Source organism: Endozoicomonas sp. ALD040 (assembly GCF_049275945.1).
In the GTDB taxonomy this organism is placed as follows: Bacteria; Pseudomonadota; Gammaproteobacteria; order Pseudomonadales; family Endozoicomonadaceae; genus Endozoicomonas_A.
Genome location: NZ_CP184829.1, coordinates 426762 through 445070 on the forward strand (window position 1 = coordinate 426762; position 18309 = coordinate 445070).

At 48.9% G+C, this 18309-nt stretch carries 12 protein-coding genes; 1 reads left to right on the forward strand and 11 read right to left on the reverse strand.

Annotation, left to right across the window (positions count from 1 at the left end):
• Positions 1-36: 36 nt before the first annotated feature.
• The 11 genes from hemE to ACOJUN_RS01445 all read right to left on the reverse strand — a co-directional run bounded on the left by hemE (position 37) and on the right by ACOJUN_RS01445 (position 15247).
• Positions 37-1104, reverse strand: coding sequence for a uroporphyrinogen decarboxylase (hemE, locus tag ACOJUN_RS01395; RefSeq protein ID WP_422134895.1), 1068 nt, complete (start codon positions 1102-1104; stop codon positions 37-39).
• 186 nt (positions 1105-1290) lie between these two features.
• Positions 1291-2718, reverse strand: a complete 1428-nt coding sequence (locus tag ACOJUN_RS01400; protein ID WP_422134896.1) for an FAD-dependent oxidoreductase — start codon at positions 2716-2718, stop codon at positions 1291-1293.
• Positions 2719-2849: 131 nt separating this feature from the next.
• On the reverse strand, positions 2850-7307 hold the full coding sequence (gene gltB / locus ACOJUN_RS01405; protein ID WP_422134897.1) for a glutamate synthase large subunit: 4458 nt from the start codon (positions 7305-7307) through the stop codon (positions 2850-2852).
• Positions 7308-7734: 427 nt separating this feature from the next.
• The gene (gene aroB, locus ACOJUN_RS01410) at positions 7735-8841 is read right to left on the reverse strand and encodes a 3-dehydroquinate synthase (protein ID WP_422134898.1); all 1107 of its coding nucleotides are present in this window, start codon (positions 8839-8841) and stop codon (positions 7735-7737) included.
• A gap of 66 nt (positions 8842-8907) precedes the next feature.
• Positions 8908-9426, reverse strand: coding sequence for a shikimate kinase AroK (gene aroK, locus ACOJUN_RS01415; protein WP_422134899.1), 519 nt, complete (start codon positions 9424-9426; stop codon positions 8908-8910).
• A gap of 124 nt (positions 9427-9550) precedes the next feature.
• On the reverse strand, positions 9551-10042 hold the full coding sequence (locus tag ACOJUN_RS01420; RefSeq protein ID WP_422134900.1) for a DUF29 domain-containing protein: 492 nt from the start codon (positions 10040-10042) through the stop codon (positions 9551-9553).
• An 89-nt stretch (positions 10043-10131) separates the two neighbouring features.
• Positions 10132-12213, reverse strand: coding sequence for a type IV pilus secretin PilQ (locus tag ACOJUN_RS01425; RefSeq protein ID WP_422134901.1), 2082 nt, complete (start codon positions 12211-12213; stop codon positions 10132-10134).
• A gap of 265 nt (positions 12214-12478) precedes the next feature.
• Positions 12479-13006, reverse strand: coding sequence for a pilus assembly protein PilP (locus ACOJUN_RS01430; RefSeq protein WP_422134902.1), 528 nt, complete (start codon positions 13004-13006; stop codon positions 12479-12481).
• Positions 13006-13620, reverse strand: a complete 615-nt coding sequence (locus tag ACOJUN_RS01435; protein ID WP_422134903.1) for a type 4a pilus biogenesis protein PilO — start codon at positions 13618-13620, stop codon at positions 13006-13008. The genes ACOJUN_RS01430 and ACOJUN_RS01435 overlap by 1 nt, the downstream gene beginning before the upstream one ends.
• Positions 13617-14183 carry a PilN domain-containing protein gene (locus ACOJUN_RS01440; protein ID WP_422134904.1) on the reverse strand — a complete coding sequence of 189 codons (567 nt, stop codon included), beginning with the start codon at positions 14181-14183 and terminating at the stop codon, positions 13617-13619. The genes ACOJUN_RS01435 and ACOJUN_RS01440 overlap by 4 nt, the downstream gene beginning before the upstream one ends.
• Positions 14183-15247, reverse strand: a complete 1065-nt coding sequence (locus tag ACOJUN_RS01445; RefSeq protein WP_422134905.1) for a pilus assembly protein PilM — start codon at positions 15245-15247, stop codon at positions 14183-14185. The genes ACOJUN_RS01440 and ACOJUN_RS01445 overlap by 1 nt, the downstream gene beginning before the upstream one ends.
• A 532-nt stretch (positions 15248-15779) precedes the next feature.
• Between ACOJUN_RS01445 and ACOJUN_RS01450 the strand changes: the two genes are divergently transcribed.
• Positions 15780-18257: a penicillin-binding protein 1A gene (locus tag ACOJUN_RS01450; RefSeq protein ID WP_422134906.1), complete on the forward strand. Its 2478-nt coding sequence runs from the start codon at positions 15780-15782 to the stop codon at positions 18255-18257.
• Positions 18258-18309 lie beyond the last annotated feature (52 nt).

The window sequence follows — 18309 nt, forward strand, 5'->3', positions numbered from 1 at the left end:
AGCCTGATGTCAGATAACATCAGACCTAGCAGCCAGTTATTGTAGGTGGTATCGAGCTGATAATTCGTGAACCGCATCGACAAAGACTTTGGCTCTATCAGGCTCGACAAACTGATGAATGCCGTGACCCAGATTGAATACATGACCTTCACCCGGACCGAAATCTCCAAGAATTTTAGCCACCTCTTCTCTTATACGCTCTGGTGATGCATAGAGAACCGATGGATCCATATTGCCCTGTAGCGCGACTTTATCCCCTACACGACGACGTGCACCAGAAATATCTGTCGTCCAATCCAGACCCAGAGCATCAGTGCCCGTTGCAGCCATAGATTCAAGCCACTGACCACCATTTTTGGTAAACAGAATGACGGGCACCTTCCTACCCTCATGTTCTCTGATCAAACCTGAAACAATCTTTTCCATGTACTTTAGAGAAAATACCTTGTAGCACTCTGGTGAGAGTGCTCCTCCCCAGGTATCAAAGATTTGAACAGCCTGAGCTCCCGCCTTAATCTGAGCGTTCAGATAGCTTGTCACAGAATCAGCCAGGACACCTAACAATTGAGACAATAGCTGAGGCTGATCAAACATCATCGCTTTGATACGACGAAAGTCTTTACTGGTTCCCCCTTCAACCATGTAGGTAGCCAGTGTCCATGGGCTGCCGGAAAAACCAATCAGAGGTACACGTCCATTCAGCTCCGAGCGGATGGTTCGTACTGCATCCATGACATAACCCAGATCCTTTTCAGGATCAGTAACAGACAGAGCTTCAACATCAGCCGCTTTACGGACGGTTTTTTTAAATCTTGGGCCTTCGCCCTTCTCAAAATACAATCCCAGACCCATTGCATCCGGGATGGTGAGGATATCCGAAAACAGAATAGCTGCATCCAGGTCAAAACGCTCCAATGGCTGAAGGGTCACCTCGCAAGCCATTTCAGGATTCATACAAAGCGACATAAAATCACCCGCCCTGCTTCTAAGCTCCCGATATTCGGGCAAATAACGTCCAGCCTGACGCATCATCCATACAGGGGTGACATCAACAGGCTCTCTCAGCAGAGCCCTTAGAAAGCGGTCATTTTTCAGCTCGGTCATGGGGTTTCCAGAATTCAGGGACAGTGCAGTAAATTTTAAAGAAGGCCGGGACAGACATTTAAAAACCTCGCCCGGCCAAAAGAAACTGCGATGTTACAAAATAAAAGGGGGAGAATACTCATTCCCCCCCTTATTGACAATCTTCCGCCGCTCAGGAGCATCTATCCCGATAAGCTTTCTTCAAGCTCAGACATCGAGATAGTCCATGATCCCTTCAGCCGCCTGACGGCCTTCCCAGATCGCGGTAACCACCAGGTCAGAGCCGCGGACCATATCTCCACCTGCAAAAATTTTAGGATTGGAAGTCTGGAACTTGTAGCTGGACTGCTCTGGCGCTACAACACCTCCCCACTCGTTCAACTTGATAGAGTGGGACTCAAACCAGTCAGCAGGACTTGGACGGAATCCAAAAGCAATCAGTACCGCATCGGCTGCCAGTATTTCCTCACTGCCCGGAACCGGCTCAGGCCGACGACGTCCCTGCTCGTCAGGCTCACCCAGTTTGGTGGTGATGACCTTGACACCTTCTACCTTTCCATTGCCGACAATTTCAACGGGCTGACGATTAAACAGGAACTTGACACCTTCCTGCCTGGCATTGGCCACTTCACGACGGGAGCCGGGCATATTCTCCTCGTCACGACGGTAAGCACATGTGACTGACTCAGCGCCCTGACGGATGGAACTACGGTTACAGTCCATCGCAGTGTCACCACCACCGAGAACCACAACACGTTTTCCTTTCATGCCTATGAAATCAGATGCCTTCTTTTCAAAGCCCAGATTACGATTCACGCTGGAAATGAGGAAAGGCAGAGCATCATGAACACCGGGAAGATCTTCGCCCGGAAACCCACCCTTCATGTAAGTGTAGGTACCCATACCCATAAATACGGCATCGTACTCTGCCATCAGATCGTCCATCAGGACATCTTTACCGATTTCAGTATTCAGTCTGAATTCGACGCCCATTTCGGTAAACACTTCACGACGACGTGACATCACTGATTTCTCAAGCTTGAATTCAGGAATACCAAACGTCAGCAAGCCGCCAATTTCCGGGTTCTTATCAAATACAACAGGTTTTACACCATTTCTGACCAGCACGTCTGCACAACCCAGACCCGCAGGACCGGCACCGATCACGGCCACTTTTTTATCGGTCCACACCACCTTGGACATATCCGGGCGCCAGCCCAGAGCCAGCGCTGTATCGGTAATATATTTTTCAGTTGCGCCAATAGTTACAGCACCGAATCCGTCATTCAGGGTACAGGCGCCCTCACAGAGTCGATCCTGGGGACATACACGACCACAGACTTCCGGCAAACTGTTGGTCTGATGGGAAAGCTCAGCGGCTTCAAACAAGTTACCTTCTGAAACCAGCTTCAGCCAATCCGGAATATAGTTGTGAACAGGGCACTTCCATTCACAATAAGGGTTACCGCAGGAAAGGCAGCGGTGAGATTGCTGCTTGGCCTGTTTTTCACTGTAGGACTCATAGATCTCTACAAAGTCATTCTTGCGAACCTGAAGAGCCTTTTTTTCCGGATCTTCTCTGCCTACTTCGACAAATTGAAAATGATTGTTAAGTCGATTGTTAAATTGTGACATGGATTTGACCTCATTCGCTGATTGTTTTTATAACGCTCGTGGCGCTGCCACTGCTGCAGCCTATTATTAGCTCAGGGCTGCAACGCACACGGCTGTTCTAAAGACTTTCCTTGCAAGCGGTTGCAGGTGCCCTACTCAGGACGCCCGCGTGTACTCGCCAGCAATGAGTCCAAACTGGCCGCCTTTGGCTTCACCAGCCAGAAACGACCCCGATAGTCGTAAAACTCCTCCTGAAGTTCACGCCCCCATTCACTGCCTGTCTCTTTTACATATTCATCCAGAAGACCCATCAGATGAGACTGATAATCTTCCATGGATTCGGTATCAATTCGGTGAATATCCACCAGTTCGTGATTGTAGCGATCAACAAAGTTGCGCTTCAGATCCAATACGTAGGCAAAGCCACCAGTCATACCGGCGCCAAAGTTATGACCTGTTTCGCCCAATACAACGACCAGACCACCTGTCATGTACTCACAACAGTGATCCCCGGCACCTTCGACAATAGCGGTAGCACCAGAGTTCCGCACAGCAAGACGTTCACCGGCACGGCCGGCGGCCAGCAGGCGACCACCGGTGGCACCATAAAGAGAAGTGTTACCAATGATAGAGGTTTCATTAGAATTGAAAGCACTTCCCCGGGGCGGACGGATAATCAGGTTACCGCCTGTCATCCCTTTACCCACATAGTCGTTGGCATCTCCTTCCAGACGCATATCCAGGCCACCGGCATTCCAGACTCCAAAGCTCTGTCCAGCGGTACCTTTCAGATTCAGCTTGACCGGACTGTCTGCCATACCCTGATTACCATGACGTTTGGCAATCTCACCCGACAATCTTGCACCGATTGAGCGGTCACAGTTGCTCACCGTGAACTCAAACTCACCTCCTTCACCACTTTCGATGGCTGGCAGACAGGCTTCAACCATAACCTCTGCCAGCTCACCCTTGTCGAAAGAAGGGTTACGTTCAACCTGACAGATATGGGGCTTATCTTCAGGAATCAGATCGTTGCGGACAATCGGCGTCAGATCGAGGCCTTTTTGCTTGTCAGTGTCACCGGGAAGCAGCTCCAGCAACTCTGTACGACCAATAACATCTTCAAGGCTTTTAGCACCCAGCACTGACAGCCATTCACGCACTTCTTCAGCCACAAAAGTGAAGAAGTTCATGATCATCTCAACTGTACCGATGAAATGATTTTCCCTGAGATGCTGGTCCTGGGTTGCAACACCGGTTGCACAGTTATTCAGATGGCAGATTCTCAGGTACTTACAACCCATTGCAACCATGGGCGTTGTACCAAAACCATAACTTTCAGCACCCAGAATGGCCGCTTTAACCACATCCAGACCTGTTTTGATACCACCATCTGTCTGAAGACGGACCTTTCCACGCAAATCGTTTGCTCTAAGTGCCTGATGAGCCTCTGTCAGACCCAGTTCCCAGGGAGAACCGGCATACCTGATAGACGTCAGCGGACTAGCAGCAGTACCACCGTCGTAGCCCGAGATGGTAATCAGGTCAGCATAAGCCTTGGCAACACCGGCAGCGATGGTACCAACACCTGGCTCTGATACAAGTTTTACGGAGACCAGCGCATCCGGGTTCACCTGCTTCAAGTCAAAGATCAGCTGAGCCAGATCTTCAATCGAATAAATATCATGGTGCGGTGGAGGTGAAATCAGTGTCACACCGGGTACTGAATAACGCAGTCTGGCAATCAGTTTGTTCACCTTGCCACCCGGCAGCTGCCCCCCTTCACCCGGCTTGGCTCCCTGCGCCACTTTAATCTGCAAGACATCCGCATTAACTAGATAATGGGGCGTTACACCAAAACGACCAGAAGCAATCTGCTTTATTTTGGAAACCCGGTTAGTGCCAAAGCGCGCTTCATCCTCACCCCCTTCTCCCGAGTTAGAACGACCACCCAGACGGTTCATCGCTTCAGCCAGGGCTTCATGGGCTTCCGGAGACAGAGCACCAAGACTCATAGCAGCGGAGTCGAATCGCTTGAGAATGTCTGCAGCTGGTTCAACTTCATCGATAGCCAGAGCCTGATCGGCAGTTTTGAGGCCCATCAGATCACGCAGGGTGGCAACCGGTCTTTCGTTGACCAGTTTGGAGTAACGACGAAACTCTTCATAATCACCCGTAGAGACGGCTTTTTGAAGTTGCTGAACGACATCAGGATTGAATGCGTGATACTCACTGTCATGCACGTATTTAAGCAGACCACCTTGCTGAATGGGCTTTCTCTTCTTCCAGGCAGTCCCTGAGAGCAACTGTTGATCTTGCTGAATAGCTTCAAAGCCGGCGCCTTCAATACGGCTCTGAACCCCTTTGAAACAGAGGTCAACCACTTCAGAAGACAGACCAATGGCTTCGAACAGCTGCGCAGCACGATAGGAAGCAATGGTGGAGATTCCCATCTTGGAAAGAATCTTCAAAAGACCTTTATCGATACCCTTGCGGTAAGCTTTGTAGGCATCCAGTGGGTCTGCGAGAATCTCCCCGGTGCGAATCTGGTCATGAATAATTTCATAGGACAAATAGGGATAAATCGCCGTAGCACCAAAGCCCAGCAGTACCGCAAACTGATGAGAATCTCTGGCTGTTGCCGTTTCTACCAGAATATTGGCATCGGAACGCAGGCCCGTATCAATCAGTCTGTGATGAACAGCACCGGTAGCCATGGCTGCATGCACCGGCAGCTTGTTATCACTGATATTACGATCACTCAGATGAATCAGAGCCTTGCCGTCTCTCACAGCCTGCTCTGCCTCATCACAAATACGCTCAATGGCGGACCTTAAGCCTTCTTCAGGCTTGTAATTGATGTCGATGTAAAGCACATCAAGATCATCATGCTGATGATGAGCATTGATCAGATTCAGGAATTTGGTTGTCGACAGCACTGGCGATTTGAGTACCACACGGCTCGCATGCTCTGGCGTCTCTTCGAATATATTTTTCTCACGTCCCAGGCAGGTTTCCAGGGACATCACTATTGCTTCACGCAAAGGATCGATAGGTGGGTTGGTAACCTGGGCAAACTGCTGCCTGAAAAAGTCATACACAGAACGCACACGACCTGACAAAACCGCCATTGGTGTATCGTCACCCATTGAGCCTACAGCTTCCTGCCCACTCTCAGCCAGGGGACGAATCACCTGATCACGCTCTTCAAAGCTGACCGAGAACATCTTCTGATGAACCTTCAGCAGCTCTGAATCCAGGTGCTCGATCTTGTGATCTTCATCCCTGAAACGGGAACGGATACGATAAGAGTTTTGCTTCAACCACTTTTTGTAGGGCTGTCGAGTCTTCAGCTGCTCATCGATATCGTGGGCCTGATGCAATTCACCTGACTCAACATCAATGGCCAAAACTTCACCCGGACCAACACGACCTTTTGCCACAACATCTTCAGGCTGGTAATCGTAAACCCCCACTTCAGAAGCAACGGTCAGAAACCCGTTTTTCGTAATGACCCAGCGAGAAGGACGCAAACCATTACGATCCAGTGCACAAACCGCACGACGACCGTCGGTAATAACCAGACCTGCAGGACCATCCCAGGGTTCCATGTGCATGGAGTTGTATTCATAAAAAGCCCTGAGGCCAGGATCCATGGTATCAACATTCTGCCAGGCAGGTGGAACCAGCATTCGGATAGCCCGATAAAGGTCAACGCCGCCGGTTACCAGAATTTCAAGCATGTTGTCGAGGCTTGACGAATCGGATCCGGTTCGGTTGACCAGGGGATAGATCTGATCCAGATCAGGCAGCAACTCTGATTTGAATTTGTTTCGACGAGCCTGTGACCAGTTTCTGTTACCGGTGATGGTGTTAATTTCACCATTATGAGCCAGTAGACGGAAAGGCTGGGCCAGCTTCCAGCGAGGCATGGTATTCGTAGAGAAGCGCTGATGGAATACGCAGATCGCAGTTTCGAACCTGGTATCACCCAGATCCTGATAAAAGTTAGCCAGATCTACGGGCATCATCAGACCTTTGTAGGTCACTACCTGAGTCGACAGGGAGCAGATATAAAAGTCTTGATCCTGCTCAAGTGCCATGTTGGTGAAGCGCCGTGCCATATAAAGGCGGGCTGAAAACTCTTCTTCTTCCAACTCACCCTGATACCCTACAAACACCTGTTCAATAACGGGTAGCTGATCTAAGGCAATAGGGCCGAGACAGTCACTATTGACGGGTACTTTTCGCCATCCAATCACTACCAGTTTTTTCTTTTCCAGCTCGGCTTCAAGTGTTTTTCTGGCATGATCAGCTACCGCTTCATCCTGGCTCAGGAATAGCATCCCCACAGCGTAGCTGGCTGGAAGATCTTTACCCAGTTGCTCTTTAACAACAGTGCGGAAAAAGGTGTCAGGCGTCTGAATTAATAAACCACAACCATCGCCTGTTTTTCCATCTGCGGCAATACCACCCCGGTGCGTCATGCAGGTAAGCGCTTCTATCGCGGTTGTCAGGAGATTATGACTTTTCTCTCCTTCCATGTGTGCTATAAGCCCGAAACCACAGTTATCCCTGAACTCCCCGGGATTATACAGACCTGCTTTCATAAGCACTCTCTCATCGTAAGTTATTATATACCTTGAAACTTCTGTCACTCTGGAAGCCGGAATGTTCTGTTACCGACCAGGCTTCCAGACGATCATTGTTCTCGTTTTGCCAAGGCGCTTATTCTATAAAAATGCAGCTCTCCCACCCCCTGCGGTCTTCATACTGTGATGCTGGCTGCATTCCTGGCTCGAGCCAGAACGGCTTTGCTGCGGGGAGGTAACCACACCCAAAGAATATTAATTCATTTTTATGGATTTTAATTCAAAAAAGAGTACAAAAAAAAGAGTATACCCTTAACTACTACTTCATGAAAAATAGGTCGAAGTTGCAGACGTTTAACCTCGCCACAAAAGACAAGGGGCCAACCATTTTACACAGCCAACCCCTCAATCACAAATACATAAAAAGAACAATAAGCAATAAGCTCTATATCCTGCACACCTCACTCAGCATCTTATCAAGCACACCCCGGTCAAACTGTTCTGTCACAATGGCTTTACCAATCTGCTCTAAAAGCACCAGCCTCAATTTTCCATTCAGCACTTTCTTATCGACGGACATCAGTTCAACAAAGCGATCGGGTGACATACCCTCAGGAGGCTCTACAGGCAGATTTGCTGCCTTGAGAATAGCCACAACCTCCTGTACTTCTGCTCTGGCAATCCAACCCAGTCGGCAAGAGAGCTCAGCAGCCATCACCATACCGACAGCAACGGCCTCCCCATGCAACCATTCGCCATAGCCAGTATGTGTTTCAATGGCATGACCAAAGGTATGACCCAGATTTAAAATAGCTCTGAGCCCGGACTCTTTTTCATCCTTTGCCACTACCTGTGCTTTGTCAGAACACGAACGGTGGATCGCGTAAGTCAGCGCCTCCCGATCCCTTGCCATGATTCGTTCAATATTTGCCTGCAGCCACTGATAGAAGGAGTCATCACAGATCAGACCGTACTTGATCACTTCGGCAACGCCAGCAGAAAACTCACGCTCTGGAAGTGTATTCAAAGAGTCAGTATCAATCAGGACAACATTGGGTTGATGGAAAGCGCCAATCATATTTTTGCCCAAAGAATGATTGACACCGGTTTTCCCGCCAACAGAAGAATCTACCTGGGACAGCAGAGTGGTTGGAATCTGAATAAAATCAACACCGCGCTGGTAGGCGGCGGCAGCAAAACCTGTGATATCACCCACCACACCACCACCCAGAGCGATCAATGTGGTTTTGCGGGTATGACGAGCTTCAAGCAAGCCATCAAACACTCTCTCAAGGGTAGCAAGGTTCTTGAACGCTTCTCCATCAGGAAGAATGACTTCTGTCAGGTCAAAGCCATCAAGCAGATTGCGCACCCTATCCAGATAGAGGGGAGCAATGGTTTCGTTAGTGACAACAGCTACTTGCTGTCCTTTGATATAGGGCTGGAGCAACTGAGGTCTGGCAGCACCCGCATAAAGGCCTGAACCGATAAAAATGGGATAACTTCTCTCACCCAGATCCACATTCAGTTCAAGGATGTTCGACTCTTCCATCAAACGTCTCTCTCTTTTTCTAAAAAACCTTCCATCAATTAAATGATCCGAAGGCTTCTTCCTGGCTTATGGCAACTTGCCAACGGTTCGGATGATTTCACTGATCAGTGCTTTGGGTGATAGCAACTCTGTATCCAGCTCGATATCGGCAATACTGGAATAGAGCGGCGCTCTGTCACTCAACAGTTGAGTCAGCACTTGCTCTCGATCAGGCCTTTGCAACAGAGGCCTTTTCTTGTCTTTCTCGGTTCTGATCAATTGCGCTGCTACTGATGCCTTGAGAAAGACAACCACTCCGCTGGTACCCAGCTGCTGGCGATTTTCCAGTCTGGTCACAGCCCCACCACCTGTGGCAAGAACAATACCCTGTCTGGAACAGAGATCCCGTATTACCTGTATTTCACGCTGCCGAAAGCCCTCTTCGCCCTCAACATCAAAAATCCAGGGAATCTCAGCACCACTGCGTGCCTCAACCTCATGATCTGAATCGAAAAATGGCAGCCCCAGTTCCTTGGCCAACATCCGCCCGATCGTACTTTTACCGGCCCCCATAGGGCCTACCAGATAAATATTTCTCAATGGCATTGTCTTTGTTAGCCTGACTTCCTGCCTGCATGTGAGGCTGAGCCTAGCGCATCCTGAGTCATGCTGACAACAAAAAACGGGAGCTTTCACTCCCGTTTTTTGTTAGATAAATACAGAGATCAACTCAAGGCAGCCAATCTTCTGTCATGATCTCTTCAAACGACCAGGGGCAACACTCCGGATAACTATCCTCAGTCAGCCACTTTTGTTTCGGAAGATAGTCATTCATCTCTCGTATTGCCCGCTTCTTGCCTTCTTTGTATGCCGAGAGAAACAATCCATCCAGCCTTGGCCTCAGCGACGGGTTGGCAAGCAATACTTTGCCAGCATCATCCCTGGCATTGCGGATACTCCCAAACCATGATCTAAACACTTTAGGTTCGGGCATCTGAGGATTCAGGATATAAGTCTGATACTGGTACTTCAGTAGGTGCTGCAGCAAAACCACCAGATGAGACTCCAGCGACCTTGGCTCACTCTTACCCATACCCTCAACTTCCTCAATGAGATTATCCAGGTCAAGCCGATCAAACTGACGGTTTTCCAGCAGTTTTTTCTGCTGCTGCACCCACTGGTAATAGTCAAATTCGTAAAGGTGATTGGAGCGGCCATCCATAACAAGATTCCTCTATCAGTGCGGATTCCATTATAGGGCATTTTTTTGGAAGAGATCCCGGAAGGTCTGAACCTACCGGGATGCGGGAATTAACGCAGGGTAATATTATCGCTGACCACTCGAGGTGTAATGAAGATCATCAATTCGGCCTTGTCATCTGAATAGGTATCTTTTCTAAACAATCTTCCAACATAAGGAATATCGCCCAACATTGGCACCTTAACTGTCCCTTTCTTTTTCTCCCTGGTAAATACTCCACCCAGAACAATTGTTTCACCATCTCTGACCAGCACCTGGGTATTCACTTCATTCTTATTAATGGTAGGAACACCATTAGGCGCATCAGCACCCTGAGAGTCATTGGTAACCGTCACATCCATAATAATACTGCCCTCAGGCGTGATCTGCGGAGTCACTTCGAGAGACAGCACGGCATCCTTGAAAGCTACAGAGGTCGCACCACTGGATGTTTTCTCTTCGTAAGGAATTTCCTTACCTGACTTGATCACTGCTTTGGTCTTGTCAGCGGTTATCACTTTTGGCTGAGAAACCGTTTCACCACCACCATCTGACAGAATGGCTGAAAGCTCAAGGTTCAGCAGAGTACTGTTGGTTGCAAAACCAATCGCCAACGTTGCGGCGTTTGCTCCAGTCACGCCAAAATCAACAAAGGGAGCGTTGTCTGGCAACTGGACAGTTGGCACACCATCGACGATAGTCGCCTGAGTCCCCTGACCACCGATAGCTACATCCCGATTGGCTGAACGATCAAAGTCTGTCGCGCCTCCCCACTTTACCCCCAGATCACGCACATAGTCGGAGTCCATATTGACAATCCTCGCCTCAATCATCACCTGTCTGACAGGGATATCCAGACGTTGAATCAGAGCTCGCAGCTCATCCAGCTTCTCCTGAGTATCCTTAACCAGAAGACTGTTAGTACGAGCCACAACCTGAACCGAACCACGCTCAGTCAGCAGAGTGGTCTCTTCCCCTTCACCGGCAAGAACCGTCGCAATCTCTTGTGCATCAGCGTAATTGATCTGAATCAGATCGGTGTAAACAGGCGCCAACTCACGAATCTGCTTGTCATTCTCCAGTTGCTGACGTTCCCTGGCTGCAATCTCTTCGGCTGGAGCCACAGTCAGGACATTACCTTCAAGTCGCTTGTCCAGACCTTTTGATTTGAGAACGATATCCAGAGCCTGATCCCAGGGCACATTCTGCAGACGCAGTGTCACATTACCGCTGACCGTATCTGAGGCCACCAGATTCAGATCAGTAAAGTCAGCAATCAACTGAAGAACAGCACGCACTTCGATATCCTGAAAATTGAGGGACAGTTTGTCTCCCTTATAGGCCAGACCTTTCCGGTCACGACCATAATCTTTATCGGATACCGGCTTAACACTGACTGTCAGTGTGTTATCTGCCTGATAAGCAAGGTAGCTATAATCACCCTTGGGCTCGATAACAACCACTGCATTCCCGTCTTCGACCTTGGCATCAATGAATTTTACGGGAGTAGCGAAATCAATGACGTCCAGACGGTTGCGTAACCTGCCTGGCAGAACATTCCCCTGAAACTCCAGACGAATGCGACCACCCAACTCATTCATATCCATTGGAATGTTAGGATCTGCGAGCGAAATAACAACATTACCCTCTCCTTCCTCCCCCCTCTGGAAATCAATATGGGTAATACCCTGGCTGGCAGGATCAGCCAGAGGCGCACCAGAACTGGCTACTGTTGGAAGAACTGAACGGGTATCAGAACCTTCTGCGCCCACATAAACGTAGAGAACATTACCGTCCGCTTTAGTGGTAAAACCGGCAGCTGTTTTCAAATTAACAACGAGCCGGGTTCTGCCTCCAGCCTCAAGCACGGTGACACTCTCTGTGTTCTGAAAGCCAACTTCATTATATTTGGGCAGATCACTGCGGGTGAACGGTAGATCCAAAGAAATCCTGGGAGGCTGCTCTATCGTGTAACCCTTTGCCTCAGGTGCAGGGCCGTCGAACATCAGCCGCAGCTCTACGATATCACCCGGCAAGGTGCCAGCATCCATTTTCTTGAGTGTTACACCCCAGACAGAAAGCGGCAACCACGCCAACACTATATACAGCAGCATTCGTACTGCGCTGGCTTTCAACACGGGCTTATTATTCATCTAGTGAACCCACTTAGCATTTTAGAATTGTTGTTCTAATCGGCATGACATCAGAAAAATCCAGTTTCCTGCAGCGATGTCGCCTACCTTGTCATATCAGCCATGGGAACTCTCATTACAGCAAGTATTTCAACAGGCACTGTAACGAGAGCCACACCTTGTGTCTCCACGTCAAAAAAAGACGTGATCTGTGAGGTATGCACGGCAAAGCGGGAAATCCATTTCGAAACTGATCGGACTGTCCTTGCAAACATATGTTTAACGATCAGGGTTGGCCAAGATCCAGCCTCATACTTCTGGGTCTTTCAATCCAGACGTCAGAGCCCGCAGGCACTATTTCGATAATTCGCAGTTCACTGTCGTCGATGTAAGTGATTCGACCGTGGTTTTTACCCAGATAATCACCCACCCTGACACGGTGGATGCCGTCGTCACCACGGATCAAACCCCAAAGCCCATCGTCGTTGCTGATAGACCCCACCAGAGCAAAGGTTTCGATATCGAACTGCTCCAGGTACTGTCTGGCACGACCATTGTCAGGTTTGACATTACTGCTGAGTGCCCGGTCAGAGGCTTGCAACTTGACCGGCGGCTCAAAGGGACTTCTTAAACCAGAAGCACTGTAAGTAAATGCCTCGTAGGGAGTAAAGGTCGGCAGCGGTTCAATTCTTCCGGAAGGCCTGGATTTCATCTCAGCCATATACTGGTCAAGATCACTGAAACCACTGTTTCCGGAACAACCCAACAACGCACCTCCGGCACAGACAATCAGAAGTCTTTGTAAATACTTCATTACTGAGACTCCCTGTCGTTGTAGCGATAAGTTCTGGCCAGAATCTCCATTTTCAGCATCTGCCCATTTTTTTCCGGCGTGATAGAAAAGTCATGAAGCGTCACAATTCGTGACAGACTGGCCACTCCACTGACAAAATTGCCAATATCATGGTAGTTACCACCGACTGAGATACTGATTGGAAGCTCAATATAAAACTCTGTGGCTTTTTCAGGCTGCAACTTGATGGTCTCAAACGTCAGACCAGCACCACGACCGGTGAAAGTAATATCTTCCAATAATCCGGGCACTTCAGTGTCGCTCGGTAACTGTTTAACCAGAGCACCAAAGGAAGCCTCCATCTGTTCCATCTGAAGCCGGTAAGCATCGAGATTCGCAGACTGGAAAGCCTTGATTCTGAATTGATCTTTTAACTCTTTCTCTTTTGAAATGACAGTGTCGTAAGTTTTCTGAAGATTACTTAAGTGCAATTGATAACCCAAAAAAAGCACCAGCCCGAGGGTCAGTACGCAGGCAACAACCCTGACCGGCAATGGCCAGCCACCGACATTTTCCAGATCCAGTTCTGCCAGATCCAGCTCATTCAGTTTTTTTAAAGAATCTGCGAAACTCATGATTCGTCTCCGGCTTCTTTCTCAGGCGATGTTCGAATCACAGTCAGATCAAATTCATTCATCCGTTCTCCGCCAAGGGTCACCTTACGTACAGCGGTCAGATTGGGATCGGAAAACCACTCAGAGGAATCAAAATTACGCATCAAGCTGGAAATACGATTATTCGACTCAGCGACACCCACCAGCTTGAGAGTGTCTCCCTGAAACTGGAGGCTCTTGAAGTGCACCCCGTCAGGAATCAGTCGAGCCAGCTGATCAAACACCCGAACAATGATAGGGCGGTTACCCTGTAAATTCTGTATGACCTCCATGCGCTCCAGAAGCTGGGTTCGCTTCTCCCTGAGGCCTTTGATTTCAGCAATACTCTTGTCGAGTTCAACAATTTTATTCTGAAGGTACTGATTCCTGTTTTGCTGGTGACTGATGGCATTTCCGGTGTAAATATCTGCCATGAAAATCATCGCGCCACCGGCCAATATGGTCATCAGCCAAGCGGCGATAAAGCGTTTTTTGCGCTCTTCCCGAAGTTGTTCACGCCAGGGGAGAAGGTTAATCCTTGCCATTAGTCAAAACTCCTCATGGCTAATCCACAGGCGATTATCAAAGCCGGAGCGCTGCCGGTTAATTTACTGGCATCCACTTTTGGAGAGAGCGCCATTCTGGCAAACGGATTGGCCAGCAATGCCTGTGTTCCAAGTTTGTCCTGAACCAGAGCAGCCAGTCCTGGAATAGAAGATGTCCCTCCGGCCATAAGAATGGCATCCACATCATTGTATTGACTGGAGGAATAGAAAAACTGCAAGGATCGTGAAACCTGCTGCACAACCGCCTCTTTGAAAGGCTCCAGAACTTCAGGTTCAAAATCGTCTGAAAGCCCCCCTTCACGTTTGGACTTTTCTGCTTCTTCAGGGCTTAGGCCATAGCGTCGCTGAATCTCATCAGTAAGCTGTCGACCACCAAACAATTGTTCGCGGGTGTAAATAGTCTGACCATTACTCAACACACTGATCGAAGTACTGCTGGCACCAATGTCAACAATAGCAACCACCGGATCTTCCTCTGGAAGCTCCAGCATATCACTGACCAGTTCGTAGACTCTTTCCATGGCAAATGCCTCGACATCCACCACTTTGGCTTTGAGACCACCAAGTCCAAGAGCCTCTTCACGCATTTCAACATTATCACGACGACAGGCAGCGAGAAGCACCTCAGCCCGCTCAGGGTTATTTTCCTTCAACCCAAGGACTTCAAAATCAATAGCTACTTCGTCTAATGCGTACGGAATATACTGATCGGCTTCTACGGTGATTTGTGTTTCCATCTCTTCATCACTGAGAGAGGAATCCATTTCGATGGTCTTGGTGATAACAGCTGAACCGGAAACAGCCACTGCAGCATTTTTCACACTACTGCGACTGCGGGAAACAGCTCTCCTGATAGCATCACCGACGGCCTCAGGCTCCTGAATGACATTTTCAACCACAGTTCCGGGTGGCAAAGGTTCTTCACCGTAGGCTTCTATTCGGTAGCCCTTACTGCCACGACTCAGTTCCAGCACCTTCACTGAGGTCGAACTGATATCCACTCCAAGGACAGCACTTGTTTTATTATTAAACAGCCCAAACACAGACACGATTCCTGCTTTTTTCACCACGAAACGTCAGTTTGATCGACATCAACACCCTGACGTTTGTCTCTCATGGCGGCTTTAGTTATAAAAATTCCCTATATTTTTATTTAATAACAGTCCGTTCAAATGCGCAACGAAAGGAACCTTTCGAATCCACTTTATTTCAAACAGATCACGCTATGCACCTTCCCGTGGCTGCTTTTTAATCAATATACCCAAGACAAAGCCTGTTGATTTACCCACTTTGCCCAAACCGTATCGATAACTATCCGATATCGATGACAGAACACATCGTCCAACCGGCACAGCCCTGAGCTGAAACAGTCATGAGCTAAAAACGCCCTTCAACCCTCTCTGGATAGAGAATCATTCTCGCGATAAACGAATATAAAACCGAACATTACATTAACTAACGATCCGGATTCTAGGGAAATTGAACATTTCCCTTTATAATGACCCTCCTGTAACTGCCAGGAGACTGTCTATTCCCGGTCAGCCTCCCCAAGCCAGAACTGGACATCAGCCAAGCATGAATCGATCGGTAAAAATTTTAAAATTTCTGCTCTGGAGCGGCCTGGCAGCCGTCAGCGGCATCACCCTGATAGCAGCCAGCGCCTATCTCTATCTGAGCCCTTCGCTGCCCTCAGTTGACACCCTGCGTGATACTCATCTGCAGACGCCTCTGCGTGTCTTTTCAAAGGACGAAAAACTGATCGCAGAGTTTGGCGAAATGCGTCGCACACCCATTCACTTCGCTGACGCCCCTGACCCCCTGATTAAAGCTTTCATGGCAGCTGAAGATGACCGTTTCTACCACCACCCCGGCGTCGATATCATGGGTCTGATGCGAGCTGCTGTGCAGCTGGCTTCAACCGGTCGAATCCAGTCAGGAGGCAGCACGATCACCATGCAGGTGGCCAAAAACTTTTTCCTGAGTCATGAACGGGTCTTCTCCAGAAAGTTCAACGAGATTCTGCTGGCTATCCAGATTGAACAGCAACTGACCAAAGATGAAATTTTTGAACTCTATCTTAATAAAATTTATCTGGGTAACCGCGCCTACGGAGTAGAGGCTGCGGCACAAGTTTATTACGGTAAATCGATCGATGAACTCGATCTGGCTCAGTGGGCCATGATCGCGGGCCTGCCCAAGGCTCCTTCCCGTTATAACCCGATCAATGATCCCGAACGTTCACGGATTCGCAGAAACTGGATTCTAGGCAGGATGTATGATCTGGGTTATATCAACCAGGCTGATTATGAAGAGGCTTTTAAGGCTCCAGTGACGGCTAGTTACCACGGTCCCAAGATCGAACTGCAAGCTCCCTACATCGCCGAGATGGTTCGTCAGGAAATGATTGAGAGGTTTGGCCCGGAAACCTACACGGAAGGTTTCAAGGTTTACACCACTGTTGACAGTATCTTACAAAGGTCAGCTAACGAAGCCGTTGCCAATGGTCTTTTTGCGTATACAGAGAGACATGGATACCGGGGACCTGTTAGCAACCTGAATGAGGTCGACAATGGTAAGCCCATTGTTCAACAGGAAAAAGATACAACGGCTCTCTGGAAAAAGACCCTGAAAGAAACCCATTCTACCGGTGTCCTTATACCAGCTGTGGTCACCACCGTAGCAGATCAATCGGTAACAATCCTGATGAAAGAGGATAAGACCGATCTCATTGACTGGGACAATCTCAAATGGGCAAAGCCTTTTATCAATGTTAATGCCTATGGCTACAATCCCAAACAGGCGTCTGACATTCTGAAGCCAGGTGATCTGATTTGGGTAAGAAAAATGCCAGACGGCCGCTTCCGTCTGAGCCAGGAACCCACGGCGCAATCTTCTCTGATTTCCATGAATCCGGAAAATGGGGCTATTCTCGCTCTGGTGGGCGGCTTTAATTTCTTCGACAGTATGTATAACCGTGCCACTCAGGCCGTCCGTCAAGCGGGGTCGGCTTTCAAACCTTTTATCTACATGGCCGCTCTTAATAAGGGACTGACCGCCGCTACCATCATCAATGATGCTCCCGTTGTTTTTGCTGATCAGGGACTTGAAGGCGTCTGGCGCCCGAATAATGACAATATGAAGTTCAACGGCCCAACGCGGCTCAGAGAAGGCCTCTATCGCTCACGGAACCTGGTCTCGATTCGGATCCTCAGGCAAATTGGTGTTAAGCGAACTGTGAACTTCCTGATGAAGCTGGGATTGCCTGAAGAGACCCTGACCCGAAACCTCTCTCTGGCATTGGGTAACGTTTCCATGACACCGCTGGAATTGACCACAGGCTACGCTACGATTGCCAATGGCGGTTACAAAGTCACGCCCTACCTGATTCAGAAAGTCGATGTTCTGGATGACACAGTATTCGAGGCCAACCCGGTTATTGTCTGTCGGGACTGTCGTAAGGTAGGGACGCCTGAGGAGGGATTTGTTTCAGAGCAAGTAACTGAAACCTCAACACCCTTGACGGGAGACGAACCTACGGCCTCCCTGAACATTGTCAATGAAGCTGAGTCTGTTATGGACAGCCGAGTCAACTATATCCTCAATGACATCATGCGCGATGTCATCTGGAAAGGCACCGGTAAAAGAGCAAGAGTCCTTGAACGTCACGATATTGGCGGTAAAACAGGCACCACAAATGAAAGCAAGGATGCCTGGTTTGTCGGATTTAACCCCGATGTGCTTACCAGTGTCTGGGTCGGCAAGGATAACTTCTCCACTCTGGGCCGGTGGGAGTTTGGAGCTAATGCCGCTCTACCCATCTGGATCAGTTACATGAAAACTGCTCTGGCAGACCAACCGGTAAGACGCCTGCCCCAGCCAGGAGGCATAGAAACGGTTCGAATTAATTCGAAAACAGGGCAACTGGCAAAACAAGGCGATCCTGAAGCTATTTTCGAACTGTTCAGGAAAGAAAATACTCCCAAGAGTTTTAGTGAGGGAAGCCTTCCCTTACTGGAAGAAAGCGGCTCACTCAAACCAGAGGATTTGTTCTAGCACTCAGTCAGGTGCAGAAGCTTACTTAGCAAAAAAAGCCCTCGCCTGAAAT